Consider the following 15,139-nt stretch of genomic DNA (forward strand, 5'->3'; position numbering starts at 1 on the left):
TGTGCGGGCTTATGAGACGAGTCGTCGTTACCGGTATGGGCATGGTCACTCCGCTTGGTTGCGGAGTTGACGTGACCTGGAAGAAGATCCTCGAAGGTCAGAGCGGGGCGCGTCGCGTCACCGGCTTTGAAAGCGATGATCTTGCCTGTCAGATTGCGTGTCAGATCCCGCGCGATCCTTCGGTCGAGGGGGCCTACAACCCGGATGACTGGATGGATCCGAAAGAGCAGCGCAAGGTCGACGATTTCATCGTCTATGCCATGGCTGCCGCGGATCAGGCCCTTGCCGATGCCAACTGGAAGCCATCGACCTACGACGAGCAGACCCGCTCGGGCGTGTTGATCGGCTCCGGCATCGGCGGCCTCCAGGGTATTGAGGAAGCGGCAAACATCCTGCGGGACAAGGGCCCGCGCCGCATCAGCCCGTTTTTCATTCCCGGGCGACTGATCAATCTGGCCGGCGGTCAGGTGTCGATCCGGCATGGGCTCAAGGGACCGAACCATGCGGTCGTCACAGCCTGCTCCACCGGTGCGCATGCCATTGGCGATGCCGCCCGGCTGATCGCCTTCGGTGATGCCGATGTTATGGTGGCCGGCGGAACGGAATCGCCGATCTGTCGCCTGTCGCTGGCCGGCTTTGCCGCCTGCCGGGCACTTTCCACAAGTTACAACGACCAGCCGACCAAGGCCTCGCGCCCCTATGACAAGGACCGCGATGGGTTTGTCATGGGCGAGGGGGCCGGTGTCGTCGTGCTGGAAGAATATGAGCACGCGGTCGCCCGCGGCGCCCGGATTTACGCCGAAGTCATCGGCTATGGTCTGTCCGGCGACGCCTTCCACATCACGGCCCCGTCCGAAGATGGCGATGGCGCTTTCCGTTGCATGAGCGCCGCCCTGAAGCGGGCCGGCGTCATGGCCAGCGACATCGACTACGTCAATGCCCATGGCACGTCGACGATGGCCGATACGATCGAACTGGGCGCTGTCGAACGCCTTGTTGGCAATGCCGCCAATCGGCTGACCATGTCCTCGACCAAGTCGTCGATCGGACACCTGCTCGGCGCAGCCGGGGCCGTGGAGGCAATCTTCTCGGTTCTGGCCATCCGTGACAGCATCGTTCCGCCGACATTGAACCTGGACAATCCGTCGGTTGAGACAGAGATTGATCTGGTTGCGAAAAAGGCCAAGCCGATGAATGTCGACATTGCCCTGTCGAATTCTTTCGGCTTCGGCGGCACGAATGCCTCGCTGGTGTTCCGCAAGGTCGCAGCCTGAGGCAAGACATGGCGTCTGGTCCCGGGCAGCGCTGGCTGTGCCGTCCGGGGCTCCTGCAAATCGCTGTTTCGCCCCAATCGGCAGGTTTAACCGTGACGGGGTGATCAGCCGGGGACCTCGCATCTCCGGCGCGCCCTGACAGAACGCCAGCTGTATCTCGTCCGACATGCCCCCGCGGGCGGCGGACGCAGTGCCTGCGAACCCGATCCTGAGGAACGAGCGAGCCTATGCGACTGAAGCCGAAAAGCCCGCGCGAAGCGATTCAGCCGGACAAGGCCCCCGAGCCGCCCACCCGCTCGCGCCATGTGCGCAACCCGTTCGTCATTCTCATCAATCTCATCCTCAGCAGCATTGTCCTGATGATGTTGGCTGCAGGAGCCGCGCTCTACTGGGGCAAGACCCAGTTCGATGCCGGTGGCCCCCTCACGGCGGACAGGACTGTCATTATTTCCTCCGGACAGGGCCTCAGCACGATTGCCGAAACCCTCGAAGCGAACAACGTCATATCCAATGCCTGGGTGTTTGACGTCGGGGTTCGCGCCTACAAGAACGCCGGCCGGCTCAAGGCCGGGGAATATGCCTTCAAGGCAGGCGTCTCGATGCAGGACGTCATGCAGGATCTGGTCGAGGGCAATGCCGTTACGCATGCCGTGACCATCCCGGAAGGCTGGTCTACGGCACAGATCGTCGCGCGGCTGCGGGAAAACGAGATCCTCACCGGAGAGATTGCGACCATCCCGGACGAAGGTGCCCTGTTGCCGGAGACCTACACCTTCACCCGTGGCGCCTCCCGCCAGCAGATCCTGGACCAGATGGCGGCTGCCCAGACAAAGCTTCTCAAGGAAGTCTGGGGACGGCGGACGGAAGGCCTGCCGATCAAGACACCGGAAGAACTCGTCATCCTCGCCTCCATCGTGGAGAAGGAAACCGCCCGGGCCGATGAACGTCCGCGCGTCGCTGGTGTGTTCGTCAACCGGTTGAACAAGTCGATGCCGCTGCAGTCGGATCCGACCATCGTCTACGGCATTCATGGCGGCGAAGCCTGGACCCGTGACCGTTCGGCGATCACGCGGGCCGATCTGGATCGCAAGACCCCTTACAACACCTACCAGATCCCGGCGCTGCCGCCCGGACCCATCGGCAATCCGGGCCGGGCAGCCATGGAGGCCGTGGCCAATCCGTCGCGGACCAAGGACCTGTATTTCGTTGCGGACGGCACGGGCGGACACGTCTTTGCCGAGACCTACGAGCAGCATCAGGCCAATGTGCGCAAGTGGCGTGAGATCGAGCGCAACCAGCGCAGCCTGCAGGGGCAGCAGACCCCTGCAGCTCCGGCCGCACCCGCGACGCAGAACTAGGCGGCGGCCGGTGGGACCGGTGACAGCATCCGAAAGCGTGAAGGACAGGACAACATGGCACTGGCCAGCATGACCGGGTTTGCCCGGGTCGAGGGCTCCCATGGCGGCGCCCGGTGGACGTGGGAACTGCGGTCTGTCAATGGCAAGAACCTGGACCTGCGCCTGCGACTTCCGGCCGGTATGGAGGAGCTTGAGGCCAGCCTGAAAGCGCGGGCCGGTCAGGTCCTGGCGCGCGGCAACGTTTCCGCCAATCTGTCGCTTCAGCGCGAGCAGGGCGGGGCTGTCCTTGCCGTCAACGAGGCCGCGCTCGAAGCTGTCCTGCGTGCGATCCAGGTGCTGCACCGCCGGCTGCCGGATGCTGCCCCGCCGACGCTGGACGGGATCCTCGCGCACAAGGGGGTGTTGGAACTGGTTGAACCGGAGGAAGACGAAAGCGAACGGGCAGCGCTTCAGACGGCCGTTTCCGAAAGCTTCGACACCGCGTTGGCGGCATTGGTCGACATGCGTCTCAGTGAAGGGGCAACCATCGCCGAGGTGCTGGACGGTCATCTCAACACCATTGCCGCCGCAACGATGGCAGCAGAAGCGCTGCCAGCCCGGCAGCTTGAGGCGATCAAGGCACGGCTGAAAGCGCAGCTGGAAGACCTGGTCGCCGCCGTCCCGGCACTCGATCCCCAACGCCTGGCACAGGAGGCCGCCTTGCTGGCCACCAAGGCGGACGTGCGCGAGGAACTGGATCGCCTCAGCGCCCATGTGGACGCAGCGCGCAAGCTGCTGGCGACCGGCGGCCCAATTGGCCGCAAGCTCGATTTCCTGGCGCAGGAATTCAACCGCGAAGCCAACACCCTGTGTTCCAAGTCGAATGACGTGGCGCTCACCGCCATCGGACTGGAGCTGAAGGCGGTGATTGATCAGCTTCGCGAACAGGTTCAGAACTTGGAGTGACCCCGATGGCAGATGCGCAAAAGTCGCAAGCCGGTACAGTCGTGACTGCGGACGCTGCCGAGGCCAGCCGACGCGGCCTGATGCTGGTGCTGTCCTCTCCGTCAGGTGCGGGCAAGTCGACCATTGCCCGGCTGTTGCTGGAGCGGGAAGACAATCTCGAACTGTCGATCTCGGTGACCACACGGCCACGCCGCAGCAGCGAGATCGACGGCGTGCATTATCATTTCATCAGCCGCGAGCGTTTCGAGCAGATGCGCGACCGCGGCGAATTGCTGGAATGGGCCGAAGTGCATGGCAATTACTACGCCACGCCGCGCGATCCGGTCGAGATGGCGCTCGGCGAGGGCAGGGACGTCCTGTTCGATATCGACATCCAGGGCACGTTCCAGCTCTATGAGCGCATGCGCGAGGACGTGGTCTCGGTCTTCATCCTGCCGCCGTCCATCGCCGAGATGAAGTCGCGGCTGCATCGCCGGGCGGAAGACACCGAGGACGTCATCCTGCGCCGCCTGAAAACGGCTGTCGGCGAGATGCGGCACTGGAGCGAATACGACTATGTCGTCGTCAACGAGGATCTTGCCCGCGCCTATGAGGCAGTCCGGGCGATCCTGAAGGCCGAACGCCACAAACGCGCCCGCTCCGCCGCCATCGGCCAGTTCATCGAAGGCATGGTCGGAGACCTGCAAGGGGAACTCGGCGGCGAAAGCTGAGCGGACAAATCAGGACACGCCCCAAGCCCGCCCGGGTTGCCGGTTGCGGGCTTTTTGCCAGTCACATCAGAGCAGCCAGATGCCGTTTTCGATAGCCGGAGCGACGAGGGCCTTGTTCTCAGCGCTCTCGGAGAAGCCGATGAGGACGCCCGCCCGGTCCCAGGCGCCGGATGACAGTCGCTCGAGCCAGCCGGTCAGTCCGGCACTTTCGGCATCACGGCCAAGGACGTTGTTGTACAGGGCGTTGATATAGGCGCTGTCGGACGTGTTGCTGCCATAGCGCTGGAGGAATTCGGCCGACCCGAGGAAGGCAGAGGACATCTGGTGCTGTGTCATCCCGGCATCCACAAGTTTAACATTGTGCCTCAGTCCGTCGGTATCGGGAGTGCGGGCAAAGGCCGCCTGGTAAAGGCGATAGGTCTGGCCGGCGGCACCATCCAGGTCAAAGGCGAGGATATTTACTCCGTAACTGTAAAACTCGACCCGTTCAACATTCACAATCTCGATTGATTGGAGGGGCGTGGTTGATTTGTGGCAGATCAGAAAGCCGTTCGAGTTCTTTTCAATATTATAGGATGTTGGATGCCCTTGAAGACGAGCCGTATCGAGTCCGCCTCTTCCATCGAAATAATTCTGTCCTGATCCTAGGAAAGCTCGATTGTTAAATTGATTTCCATATACTGTATCGTCGCCGGATCCAGCTGAAACATCTCTAAAGTTCGTATATGTATTTTCGATAATCTTTCCATCGTACGTGCCGCGATAAGCACCGCTTTCCATATCGAAAGAACTGATTTGTGATTTCGGGTCGGCACTTAGGCTAATAGCGCCGTTTCCGATCACAGTAGAACCTGAACTGAAAACAATAATTGACGTTCTAATATTTGCTTCGGAGAAATCTATAAACAGCGACTTTCCACTCGAGCCGAAGTGCAAATCGCGCGATCGCTCCCAGGTCCCATAAAACTCAAATCGTTCAACATTGTTGATAATATACTCGCTTAAATATGCGGCGTTCATCCTTAGGGTGTCATAGCCATCGCCGCCATCCAGATTGAATGAGTCGATCTTTGAATTGAGGTGGAAAAAATCATCTCCGGCGGTCCCGAAATTGTCGCCTTCCTTGATCGAGATCACATTGCGCACGCTGGTCTCCAAATGTCGGCCATGACTTGGGCGCACTGATAAAATTTACGAGTGCAAAATGCAATCGGAAGTCGCGGGAAATCCCGCGCGTGCCGGCGCAGTCCCGAATTAAGCCAAGAGGCAACCAGGGCGGAAAACAAGGCGCAGGGCAGGGGCAGGGCGGGACCCTTTCAGCCTTGACGCGCGTAGGCGCGCAAGAAAACGCGGACGGCGGCGTTGACCGTTGCGGTTCGCTCAGTGTCGGTCGGTGCGTCGCCAACGTTCAGCAGCATGCGGCGCAGGGTGCCGGCGATGCACAGGTCGAGAAAGTGCCAGGCGGCCACGTCCTCGTCCTCGATGTCCAGGGCGCCGGCGGCGATATGCGGGCGCAGGAAATCCTTGAGGTTCTCGCGGCCACGCAGCGGGCCTTCCTCGTAGAGCAGGCGGCCGAAGTCGGGGAACTTTTCGGTGGCGCCGATGACCATGCGCAGCATCGAGATCATGTCCGGCTGCATCATTCTGGCCAGATAGAGGTCAGCGATGGTCTTGAGGTCGTGTTCCAGGTCGCCGATGGTTGCCGGGATCTGCAGGCAGCTTTCCGGCTGGTCAAAACGGTCCTTCAGGATCAGCGCCTTGAACAGGGCTTCCTTGCTGTCGAAATAGACATAGAGCGTACCCTTTGACACTCCGGATTCCCGGGCAACCGCATCCATGCTGGTGCCATCAAAACCGTTGGCCCGGAACACGCGGCGTGCGCCGTCAAGGATCTGCTGCCGCTTGGCATTGTCCTGCCGGTCATCTGCCGGCGTGGCTTCTGGCGTTGCTTCCGGCCTGGTGGCTCCGCGTGTCATGTCGTGTCCATGGTTGAAGGGCAGAGAGCCTGCCGTTTGTCCCGGTTCGTACGTATCTGGCCCGATCCTGTCAAACCCCGAGACCCGATCTGGCGGAAGAGTGCCAGATTCGCGGGCTCCTCCTGCCAGAATGTCCCGAATTTGCCAATTGCCCGGATCACCTGGCGGAGGAGGGCGTGTTTTCGAGGGGGCCGGCCTCTTGCAAGGGGGCGGGCACAGCGCTATAAACCATTGACCGAACCGTTCAGTCAATACGCAATGCCCCTTCTGGCGCGCAGTGCGGTTCCAAGGAAAGTTTACGCCTGTGTCCGACAGCGTTCCCGCCTCGATTGACACTTCCGCTGCACCTACAGCAGCAGAACCGAATCGCCGCTCGCCCCACGCGACGGCGACGGGCGGCGGATCTCCGACAGGTCAACCGGAAGCACATTCCCCCACCCGTGCCCGGAACAACCCCGGAGATCCGTCGCCGATCCCATCCGATCGCAGCCGGCGCAAGGCGAAGGCAAAGACCATCCTCAGCGTGATCGCGCTGGTGGCGCTTGGCAGCGCGTCCTGGGCCGGATTTGGCTGGTGGACCGAGGGCCGCTTCATGGAGACCACCGACGACGCCTATGTCTCGGTGGATATCACCAGCGTCCTGTCCAAGGTTTCCGGCTATGTCGCGGCCATCGAGGTGAGTGACAACCAGCGCGTCGAGGTTGGGGACATCCTGGCCCGCATCGATGATGGCGACCACCGGCTCGTCGTGCAGGGCGCACGGGACCAGATTGCCAGCGCCGAGGCGACGGTCGACCGGATCGCAAGTCAGATCACGGCTGCCCATGCTTCGGTCGACCAGGCCACCGCAACAGTGGCGGCCATGCAGGCCCGGGCCGACGAGGCCCGCGCCAACCACGAACGGCAGATCCGACTGACGGAAGGCAAGGTGACCAGCCAGGCGTCACTGGATGGAGCCGTCGCCAATCTGCACAGCAGCGAAGCCAACTTGCGGAGCGCGGAGGCCGCTGTCGCCGTGGCGCGCGCCAATATCCTCGTGCTGGAAGGCCAGAAGCGGGAGGCGGAACAGGCCATCGCCGCGGCCCGCACCAAGCTGGAAAAGGCCGAGTACGACCTCAGCTTTACCGCCATCCGGGCACCCGTCGCCGGCATCGTCAGCAACCGGGCGGCGCAGGTCGGCACGTTGCTGCAGCCGGGCAGCCGGGTTGCGGCCATCGTGCCGCTGACCGACACCCGCATCGACGCCAATTTCAAGGAAACCCAACTCGGCCACATCCGCCCCGGCGCCCGTGCGGCGGTCAAGGTGGATGCCTATCCGGGGCTGGTGCTGGAGGCGACCGTCGACAGCATTTCGCCGGCGACAGGCTCTGTGTTCTCGCTGCTGCCGTCGGAAAATGCCACGGGCAATTTCACAAAGGTGGTGCAGCGCGTGCCTGTTCGCATCACCGTGCCGATGAGCCAGAAGGGCGCCGATGCCCTGCGTGCCGGCATGTCGGTGGTGGTGGACGTGGACACCCGCACGGGTGCGGCCAATCCCGCCGCCACGGCCAGCCTGCACTAGGCCCGGCATGACCAGCGCGGTGGCAACCAGCAGTGACGCGCCAAGCCGGGGCGGGGAAGGGCGCAAGCTCTTCACGTTCCTTTGCATGGTCTTCGGCATGTTCATGGCGATCCTGGACATCCAGATCGTCTCGGCCTCGCTTGCCGAGATCCAGGCCGGGCTGGCGGCGTCCTCGGATGACATCCCCTGGATCCAGACCAGCTACCTGATCGCCGAAGTGATCATGATCCCGCTGTCCGGCTACCTGTCGCGGATGCTGTCGACGCGCTGGATGTTTGCAATTTCCGCCGCCGGCTTCACCTTGATGAGCCTGATGTGCGCCACCGCCACCTCCATCGAGGAAATGATCGTCTGGCGCGCGCTGCAGGGATTTCTCGGTGGCGGCATGATCCCGACGGTGTTTGCCACGGCCTATCTCATCTTCCCGCGCGAGAAGTTCAACGTCATCTCGCCGATCATCGGCCTTGTCGCCACGCTTGCGCCCACCATCGGCCCGACGCTCGGCGGCTACATCACCGACTTTGGCTCGTGGCACTGGCTGTTCCTGATCAACGTGGTGCCCGGCATCTTCGTGACGCTGGCCGCCGTGATGCTCATCGACTTCGACAAGCCCGACCTCAGCCTGTTCGACCACTTCGACTGGGTCGGCTTTGCCGCCATGGCGGTGTTTCTCGGCTCGCTGGAGTTCGTGCTGGAGGAAGGCAACGGCGAGGACTGGTTCCAGAGCGAGGAAATCGTCCTGTTCACGGCTGTCATGCTGCTGGGCGCAGCGATCTTTTTCTGGCGCGCGTTCACCGCCCGCGAGCCGGTGGTGGATCTGACGGCCTTTTCCAACAAGAACTTCGCCATGGGCAGCCTGTTCAGCTTCGTCCTCGGCATCGGGCTCTACGGGCTCACCTATCTTTATCCGGTCTATCTGGCTGGCGTGCGCGGCTACACGTCGCTGCAGATCGGCGAGACGATGTTCGTCAGCGGCCTCGCCATGTTCCTGACCGCGCCACTGGCCGGACGGCTGATGTCGGTGCTGGATCCGCGCGTGATGATGGGCATCGGCTTTGCCGGGTTTGCCGCCGGCACCTGGCTGATGACCGGCATCACCCGGGACTGGGACTTTTATGAGTTGCTGCTGCCGCAGATCCTGCGCGGCTCGTCGCTGATGTTGTGCATGGTGCCGATCAACAACATCGCGCTCGGCATGCTGCCGCCAGAGATGATCAAGAATGCCTCCGGCCTGTTCAACCTGACGCGCAACCTGGGCGGTGCGGTGGGGCTTGCCATCATCAACACGGTGCTGAGCCAGCGGCAGGATTTCCACTATGCGCGGCTGCAGGAAAGCGTCAACGGCGCGCGGGCCCCGGTGACCGAAACGCTTGCCGGCCTGACGCAGACGTATCAGAGCCTCGGCGATGATGCGGCCACTGCGGCGCTGAAGGCGCTGAGCGGCATGGTGACGAAACAGGCGTTCCTGATGTCCTTCATCGACGTGTTCCTGATCCTGACGCTCCTGTTCCTGTCGCTGCTGGCGGCGATCTTTTTCGTCGAACGGCCCAAGCCCATGGGCGGCGGGGGCGGGGGCCACTGAGCGGGCATCCGCATTCGCACCGGCAGACACGGCACGAATCCGGTAGGCTCGCGCCCATGTCCGACCCTGCAAAACCCGTGCGCAAGAAGCCGCGCGTGCCAACCGAAGAGCGGCTGACGCGGATCACGCTGGCCTATCTGGAGCGCTACGCAACGTCACTCGCCAACCTGCGCCGGGTGCTGACACGGCGTGTCGAGAAGGCTGCAAAGGCGCATGAGCGCGATGTGGCCGAGTTTCTTCCGCTCGTCGAGATCGTGCTGGAGAAAGCCGCGCGGTCCGGCCTCGTCAATGACGAGGTCTATGCCGAGACAAAGGCGGCCAGCCTGCGCCGCAAGGGCGCGTCCAGCCGCCAGATCACCGCGAAACTGAGCGCCCGTGGGGTCAGCCGCAGCGTCATCGAAGAGACGCTCGCCCGCGATGACTCCGATTCAGCCGCTGCCGCCCGCCGCTACGCACAGCGCCGCCGCCTTGGCCCCTGGCGCAAGGGCTGGCACGACGAAGACGGTGCCGCCCGCCGGGACCGAGACCGCAAGGACCTGGCGGCCCTGTGCCGTGCCGGCCATGGGCTGGATGTGGCGCGCAAGGCGTTACAAGGTGCCGAGGACGAGTTGGGGTAAGCGTTGCGATCCAGACGCATAGAGCACCTTGGATGCGGCGGCCTTGGTCGGTGATCGCGGCGGAAGTCCCGGCGAGAAGTGATCAGTGGTTTGGCCATCATCTGGGCGCAGGCAGACAAGGCGTTCTCGTTCCACCTATTCATATAAGTTCCATAATATATCTTATGCGAATTACGGGTATGGCAACAGCGGCGTGGGTATGAGGCGCAGAACAATGCCTCGATTGGAGGATTTCCGCTCCCCCTATCGGCGACACACAGCAGTTCTGTCCATCTGGCCATCAACCCAACTGCTTGCACATGAAAACCGAGTACGGGTCTGGCTGGTAGTCTGCAAACGGGTCGACGTACGAGAAACCGGACGCCTCATAGAGATGGCGTGCGGCAAAACTGTCGGTGCCGGTCTCCAGATAGAATGCGCGGATGCCTTCGGCCACCGCGTCAGTCTCCAGCCTTGCGAGGATCGTCCGGGCAATGCCTTGGCCGCGAAAGGCCGGACGGACAAACATGCTCTTCACTTCGGCAGTTGCCGCATCCATCGGCACATAGGCACCACATCCGGCCAATGCATCGCCAACCCGCGCAGTCAGGAAAACAACAGACGACTGATTGAGCGCGCGGATGCCCAAGGCATGATTGCTTTCCGGCGGCGAGGTTTCGGCAGACTGGGCTAGCCGCTCGGCGATCAGTGCCTCGATCTCAACGCCTGCCGGACACTCGCGGCGAATGACGGGTTGCATGACAAGCCTCCGATGAAACAGCAGATACTCGCTTGAGAGGCAAGAATGGTGCCGGTTGGCGCTCACCGGGTGGTTCCATCTCTTGGTGTCTCGAATGCCCTCAGGTGATCGAGGACAAATTCGGCCCTGGTCGGAACATCCGTCTTCGGCAGGATGACCACGTCGTATCCAAGCCCCGGATAGATCTGCAGCAGGCGCTCATACTCCTCTAGGGCACTGGCAAGATCATGCCGCCTTTCCGCGTCGGTCCGGTAAAGTTCCGGCCAAGGCGGCGTCAGGAAGACCTGAGCGTGAAAGCGCGGCTGGTCGCCAAGGGTGTCCGCAAGGCTGCAGCCTGACGCAAGCTGCAGGGCCGCCGCCGCATCGATGAGGCCCCGATCAAAGAACACCCATCCCTTTTCATCCGCAACACGGATGCGATCGAGACAGGCCATGTCGACGGCGCGGCGGGCAAAAGCATCGAGATTGACCCAGGGAAGCGCCGTTCCTGCCCCGTGCAGTTCCTCGGCGACGATCCGCCGGCCAGGCTCCTCGACCGTCCTGTAGCCGCGTTTCGCGAGCGCCTCGATCAGGGTCGACTTGCCCCCACCGGAACAGCCGGAGAGGATCACATGACGACTTCCGGCATTCTGATGCATTGATCCGGGTTCCCTGCCCCTGCCTTTAAGTCGGGCCATGCTGCCCCCTGCTGCCGCTCAGTCGCTGTCCGGCCGTCCGCTGCGCAGTTTCTTGATGCCGCCGCGCTGCTTCTTCGTATCGAGGCGGCGCTTTTTGGAGGCAAGCGTCGGCCGGGTTGCCTTGCGGGGCTTGTCGCGGTGGGCGGCCTTGATAAGAAGCTCGATCAGCCGGGCCAGCGCATCTTCGCGGTTTTGTTCACGCGTGCGGAAACGGTCGGCCTGAATGAGGATTTCACCAGCCTGCGTCAGGCGGCTACCGGCCAGTTCCCCTGCCCGTTGCTTCACATCATTTGGCAACGTACGGTTGTTGTCAAGTTGAAAACGCAACTGCACCGCCGTCGAGACCTTGTTGACATTCTGGCCGCCCGGCCCGGAGGCGCGGATGAACTCTTCGCTGAGGTCGCGCTCGTCAATATGCAGCCGTCCCTTGATCGTGATGCGGCGGCTTTCCGGCGCGGTCTCGAGCGGCCTCGGGGCTGGTGGACCCGGAGGCGCCGGCGGCACTGGAGGCTCCCGGTCGCTCATGCCAACACGCCTCCCAGAATGGTGGCGACAAGCGCTGCTTCTGCCTCGCCGCGGAAAGCCTCGTCCTTCAGCGTTTTGCCGGTGAGCGCAAGAACCTGGGTCTCGAAATCGGCATAATGTTGCGTCGCCGACCAGATGAGGAAAATCAGATGCACCGGCTCCACATGCGGCTTGAGTTTGCCTGCCGCGATCCAGGCGCGGATGACGGCTGCCTTTTCGCTCACCAGCTGGCGCAGCGAGCCCTGCAGCACGGGTTTCACCTGCGGCGCCCCTTGCAGGATTTCGGAGGCAAAAAGACGCGACGCTTCAGGCCATTCAGCCGAGATCTTCAACTTCTGGCGGATGTAGTCCGCCAGCTCTGCCGCCGGATCACCGGTGATGTCCAGCATGCGCAGCGGCGCCAGCCAGGTGTCGAGAATGTGCTCGAGCACGGCTTCGTAGATCGCCGTCTTGGTCGGGTAGTAGTAGAGCAGGTTCGATTTCGACATCCCTGCCCCGGCGGCGATCTTCTCGATGGTCGCCCCGCCGAAGCCGAAGCGCGAGAATTCCAAAAGACCGGCTTCCAGGATGCGGGCGCGGTTGCGTTCCTGGATCCGGGTCGGCTTGCCATCCGTGTCGCCTGGCGTCTGCCGTGCTGCTGGCGCGCTGCGCAGGCCGGGCTTGCGCTTCAAGGGGGATGATTTCGGCGTGCTGCGCGTCGGGCTCATCGGGCAGCTCCGGCCTTGACGCTGCTTGCGACCCTAGGCCGGATGCCGACGCCGGACAGGATGATGCGCACCACGTTGTCGCGAGCAAGGGCGAACTGCTCGTCGCTCAGCGGCTTGCCGTCGTTCAGCGTCTCGATCTGGTGGATGAAATCGGCGTAGTGCTGCGTCGTCGACCAGATCATATAGAGCAGCGTGCGCGGATCGACCGGGTCCATCCGCCCTTCCCCGACCCAGCGCTCGATGATGGCGATGCGGGTGGCGGTCCATTCGCGCAATGTCGTCTCGAGATAGTCCTGGATGACCGGCGCCCGGTGCAGGATCTCGTTGGCCCAGACCTTGGATCCCATCGGGTGCTGGCGCGAGATGTCCATCTTGGTGGTGATGTAGTGGGTCAGCGCCTCCTCCGGGTCCTCGCAGTCGTCGAAGGAGTTGGCGGCATCGAGCCAGATCATGAAGATGTTTTCGACGACCTGGCGGTACAGCGCTTCCTTGGTGGCGAAATAGTAATGCAGGTTGGCTTTCGGGATCCCTGCCCGCTCGGCGATCATGCCGGTCGTTGCGCCCCGATAGCCATGCTCGGCAAACACGGCCTCTGCTGCCGACAGGATCGCCCGTTCCGTTTCCGCCCGTGCTGCACTTCTGGTGGACACCTTGCGATCCATGCGCTCCCGTTTCCCCTGCGTTCGGCAGGTCGTATTCCGGCAAGCGGGTGCCGGGAAAATCATCTGGCCGATGAAATTATCATCTTGACCGTTTGGTCAAGTATTCATAGGCTCAATTTGACCGTTTGGTCAGGTTTCATGGACGCCCAGTTCCGGCTGCATAGCCCGAACAGGAGGACATTGAAAGCTAGCCAAGGTCCAACGACAAGCGTCAAAGTCCACAGAACAACGGACGGCGCACTCCAGAGAGATATCCGGCCTCGCCTGCGGCTTCATTTCCGCACGATGATCCGGTGGGAACAGCACGAATGGATAATCTGAAGACGACCCCGGACAAGACCGCGCGCCACTGCTAGGCTCGGGTGCTGTTCGCGTTCGGCCAGGTCCGTCCGCGTGCGCTGAATGCTGCTGCCACGACCGGTCCGCTTGAGATGGACCGGCAAGGAGGAACCATGTCTGACAAGGCTGCGACCGCTGCCATTCCGAACAATCTCGAAGCTTTCTGGATGCCGTTCACTGCCAACCGGCAGTTCAAGAAGGCCCCGCGCATGTTCGTGGGCGCCAAGGACATGCACTACACCACCGCCGACGGCCGCCAGGTGCTGGACGGAACGGCCGGCCTGTGGTGCTGCAACGCCGGCCATGGTCGCCCGCGCATCGTCGAGGCCGTGCAACGCCAAGTGGCCGAGATGGACTATGCGCCGGCCTTCCAGATGGGCCATCCGCGTGCCTTTGAACTGGCTGCCCGCCTGGCCGCACTGCTGCCCTCCCCGCTCGATCATGTGTTCTTCACCGGCTCCGGCTCGGAAAGCGTCGACACGGCGCTGAAGATCGCGCTCGCCTATCAGCGCGCCATCGGCCAGGGCTCGCGCACGCGCCTCATCGGCCGCGAGCGCGGCTATCATGGCGTCGGCTTTGGCGGCATCTCGGTTGGCGGCATCGTCAACAACCGCAAGCATTTCGGCACCATGCTGGGCGGCGTCGACCACATCCGTCACACCCATGACCCGGCCCGCAACGCCTTCACCCGGGGCGAACCGGAGCATGGCGCAGAGTTTGCCGATGACCTGATCAAAGTCATCCAGCTGCATGATCCCTCGACCATTGCCGCTGTCATCGTCGAGCCGGTGGCAGGCTCCACCGGCGTGCTGATCCCGCCGAAGGGCTACCTGAAGCGCCTGCGCGAAATTTGCGACCAGCACGGCATTCTCCTGATCTTCGACGAGGTCATCACCGGCTTCGGCCGCCTCGGCACCGGCTTTGCGACGGATTACTTCGGCGTGGTTCCGGACCTGATCACCACCGCCAAGGGCATCACCTCCGGCGTGATCCCGATGGGCGCGGTGTTCTGCAGCAGCACGATCTACGAGACCTTCATGACAGGTCCGGAACACATGATCGAGCTGTTCCACGGCTATACCTACTCGGCCCATCCGGTCGCCTGCGCTGCCGCCCTCGGTACGCTCGACACCTACGAGGAAGAAGGCCTCCTGACCCGCGCGGCAGAGCTTGCCTCCTACTGGGAAGACGCGGTGCATTCGCTGAAGGACTGCCCGAAGGTCATCGACGTCCGCAACCTCGGCCTGATCGGCGCCATCGAGCTGGAATCGATCCCGGGTGAGCCGACCAAACGGGCCTTCTCGGCCTTCCTGAAGGCCTATGACGATGGCCTCCTGATCCGCACCACCGGCGACATCATTGCCCTGTCGCCGCCGCTGATCATCTCCAAGGCGCAGATCGACGAGCTGTTCGGCAAGCTGCGCACGGTGCTTCAGAGCAATATCTGACACGGCACTTTCTGGCCCG

Annotated in this window: 15 protein-coding genes; 8 read left to right on the forward strand and 7 right to left on the reverse strand. The window is 62.8% G+C overall.

The window, feature by feature from the left end; translation table 11 throughout:
- The first annotated feature begins 11 nt into the window (after nucleotides 1–11).
- The 4 genes from fabF (at nucleotide 12) to gmk (ending at nucleotide 4,287) form a co-directional block, all read left to right on the forward strand.
- Nucleotides 12–1,274 carry a beta-ketoacyl-ACP synthase II gene (gene fabF, locus ACTIFE_RS01690; RefSeq protein ID WP_439527435.1) on the forward strand — a complete coding sequence of 421 codons (1,263 nt, stop codon included), beginning with the start codon at nucleotides 12–14 and terminating at the stop codon, nucleotides 1,272–1,274.
- A gap of 227 nt (nucleotides 1,275–1,501) precedes the next feature.
- Nucleotides 1,502–2,632: an endolytic transglycosylase MltG gene (gene mltG / locus ACTIFE_RS01695; protein WP_439527436.1), complete on the forward strand. Its 1,131-nt coding sequence runs from the start codon at nucleotides 1,502–1,504 to the stop codon at nucleotides 2,630–2,632.
- Nucleotides 2,633–2,686: 54 nt separating this feature from the next.
- Entirely contained in the window at nucleotides 2,687–3,577 is an 891-nt protein-coding gene (locus ACTIFE_RS01700) for a YicC/YloC family endoribonuclease (protein WP_439527437.1), read from the forward strand.
- A 5-nt stretch (nucleotides 3,578–3,582) separates the two neighbouring features.
- Nucleotides 3,583–4,287 carry a guanylate kinase gene (gene gmk, locus ACTIFE_RS01705; RefSeq protein WP_439527438.1) on the forward strand — a complete coding sequence of 235 codons (705 nt, stop codon included), beginning with the start codon at nucleotides 3,583–3,585 and terminating at the stop codon, nucleotides 4,285–4,287.
- A gap of 66 nt (nucleotides 4,288–4,353) precedes the next feature.
- Here the strand turns inward: gmk and ACTIFE_RS01710 are convergent, their stop codons facing one another.
- Nucleotides 4,354–5,433, reverse strand: a complete 1,080-nt coding sequence (locus tag ACTIFE_RS01710) for a DUF4214 domain-containing protein (RefSeq protein WP_439527439.1) — start codon at nucleotides 5,431–5,433, stop codon at nucleotides 4,354–4,356.
- Between the two features lie 170 nt (nucleotides 5,434–5,603).
- Nucleotides 5,604–6,263 (reverse strand): TetR/AcrR family transcriptional regulator, encoded by a 660-nt coding sequence (locus tag ACTIFE_RS01715; RefSeq protein WP_439527440.1) that lies wholly within the window; start codon nucleotides 6,261–6,263, stop codon nucleotides 5,604–5,606.
- A 304-nt stretch (nucleotides 6,264–6,567) separates the two neighbouring features.
- Between ACTIFE_RS01715 and ACTIFE_RS01720 the strand changes: the two genes are divergently transcribed.
- From ACTIFE_RS01720 to ACTIFE_RS01730, 3 genes are read left to right on the forward strand one after another with little or no spacing between them, the layout of a single operon-like run.
- A complete protein-coding gene (locus tag ACTIFE_RS01720) occupies nucleotides 6,568–7,824 on the forward strand; it encodes an HlyD family efflux transporter periplasmic adaptor subunit (RefSeq protein ID WP_439527441.1) in 1,257 nt (418 codons plus the stop codon).
- Nucleotides 7,825–7,831: 7 nt separating this feature from the next.
- A complete protein-coding gene (locus ACTIFE_RS01725) occupies nucleotides 7,832–9,406 on the forward strand; it encodes a DHA2 family efflux MFS transporter permease subunit (protein WP_439527442.1) in 1,575 nt (524 codons plus the stop codon).
- Nucleotides 9,407–9,462: 56 nt separating this feature from the next.
- Nucleotides 9,463–10,023: a regulatory protein RecX gene (locus ACTIFE_RS01730; RefSeq protein WP_439527443.1), complete on the forward strand. Its 561-nt coding sequence runs from the start codon at nucleotides 9,463–9,465 to the stop codon at nucleotides 10,021–10,023.
- Nucleotides 10,024–10,303: 280 nt separating this feature from the next.
- On the opposite strand, the gene ACTIFE_RS01735 is transcribed toward ACTIFE_RS01730, so the two are convergent.
- The 5 genes from ACTIFE_RS01735 to ACTIFE_RS01755 form a co-directional block, all read right to left on the reverse strand.
- The gene (locus ACTIFE_RS01735; protein ID WP_439527444.1) at nucleotides 10,304–10,762 is read right to left on the reverse strand and encodes a GNAT family N-acetyltransferase; all 459 of its coding nucleotides are present in this window, start codon (nucleotides 10,760–10,762) and stop codon (nucleotides 10,304–10,306) included.
- Between the two features lie 62 nt (nucleotides 10,763–10,824).
- Complete coding sequence (locus ACTIFE_RS01740) at nucleotides 10,825–11,400, reverse strand: AAA family ATPase (RefSeq protein WP_439527445.1); 576 nt, start codon at nucleotides 11,398–11,400, stop codon at nucleotides 10,825–10,827.
- Nucleotides 11,401–11,457: 57 nt separating this feature from the next.
- The gene (gene arfB, locus ACTIFE_RS01745; RefSeq protein WP_439527446.1) at nucleotides 11,458–11,964 is read right to left on the reverse strand and encodes an alternative ribosome rescue aminoacyl-tRNA hydrolase ArfB; all 507 of its coding nucleotides are present in this window, start codon (nucleotides 11,962–11,964) and stop codon (nucleotides 11,458–11,460) included.
- Entirely contained in the window at nucleotides 11,961–12,671 is a 711-nt protein-coding gene (locus ACTIFE_RS01750; protein WP_439527447.1) for a TetR family transcriptional regulator C-terminal domain-containing protein, read from the reverse strand. Before ACTIFE_RS01750 ends, arfB begins: the two co-directional genes overlap by 4 nt.
- Nucleotides 12,668–13,333, reverse strand: a complete 666-nt coding sequence (locus ACTIFE_RS01755; protein ID WP_439527448.1) for a TetR family transcriptional regulator C-terminal domain-containing protein — start codon at nucleotides 13,331–13,333, stop codon at nucleotides 12,668–12,670. The genes ACTIFE_RS01750 and ACTIFE_RS01755 overlap by 4 nt, the downstream gene beginning before the upstream one ends.
- A 452-nt stretch (nucleotides 13,334–13,785) precedes the next feature.
- Between ACTIFE_RS01755 and ACTIFE_RS01760 the strand changes: the two genes are divergently transcribed.
- The gene (locus tag ACTIFE_RS01760) at nucleotides 13,786–15,120 is read left to right on the forward strand and encodes an aspartate aminotransferase family protein (RefSeq protein ID WP_439527449.1); all 1,335 of its coding nucleotides are present in this window, start codon (nucleotides 13,786–13,788) and stop codon (nucleotides 15,118–15,120) included.
- Nucleotides 15,121–15,139: the final 19 nt, after the last annotated feature.

It is taken from the genome of Pannonibacter sp. (assembly GCF_051860505.1).
Classification (GTDB): domain Bacteria; phylum Pseudomonadota; class Alphaproteobacteria; order Rhizobiales; family Stappiaceae; genus Pannonibacter.

Excerpts from the sequence above, each read along its gene's own strand:
- ACTIFE_RS01735 (WP_439527444.1), bottom strand. The coding sequence starts at position 10,762 with ATGCAACCCGTCATTCGCCGCGAGTGTCCGGCAGGCGTTGAGATCGAG.
- gmk (WP_439527438.1), top strand. The coding sequence starts at position 3,583 with ATGGCAGATGCGCAAAAGTCGCAAGCCGGTACAGTCGTGACTGCGGAC.
- ACTIFE_RS01750 (WP_439527447.1), bottom strand. The coding sequence starts at position 12,671 with ATGAGCCCGACGCGCAGCACGCCGAAATCATCCCCCTTGAAGCGCAAG.
- arfB (WP_439527446.1), bottom strand. The coding sequence starts at position 11,964 with ATGAGCGACCGGGAGCCTCCAGTGCCGCCGGCGCCTCCGGGTCCACCA.
- ACTIFE_RS01715 (WP_439527440.1), bottom strand. The coding sequence starts at position 6,263 with ATGACACGCGGAGCCACCAGGCCGGAAGCAACGCCAGAAGCCACGCCG.
- ACTIFE_RS01700 (WP_439527437.1), top strand. The coding sequence starts at position 2,687 with ATGGCACTGGCCAGCATGACCGGGTTTGCCCGGGTCGAGGGCTCCCAT.
- ACTIFE_RS01755 (WP_439527448.1), bottom strand. The coding sequence starts at position 13,333 with ATGGATCGCAAGGTGTCCACCAGAAGTGCAGCACGGGCGGAAACGGAA.
- mltG (WP_439527436.1), top strand. The coding sequence starts at position 1,502 with ATGCGACTGAAGCCGAAAAGCCCGCGCGAAGCGATTCAGCCGGACAAG.
- ACTIFE_RS01760 (WP_439527449.1), top strand. The coding sequence starts at position 13,786 with ATGTCTGACAAGGCTGCGACCGCTGCCATTCCGAACAATCTCGAAGCT.
- ACTIFE_RS01725 (WP_439527442.1), top strand. The coding sequence starts at position 7,832 with ATGACCAGCGCGGTGGCAACCAGCAGTGACGCGCCAAGCCGGGGCGGG.
- fabF (WP_439527435.1), top strand. The coding sequence starts at position 12 with ATGAGACGAGTCGTCGTTACCGGTATGGGCATGGTCACTCCGCTTGGT.
- ACTIFE_RS01740 (WP_439527445.1), bottom strand. The coding sequence starts at position 11,400 with ATGCATCAGAATGCCGGAAGTCGTCATGTGATCCTCTCCGGCTGTTCC.
- ACTIFE_RS01730 (WP_439527443.1), top strand. The coding sequence starts at position 9,463 with ATGTCCGACCCTGCAAAACCCGTGCGCAAGAAGCCGCGCGTGCCAACC.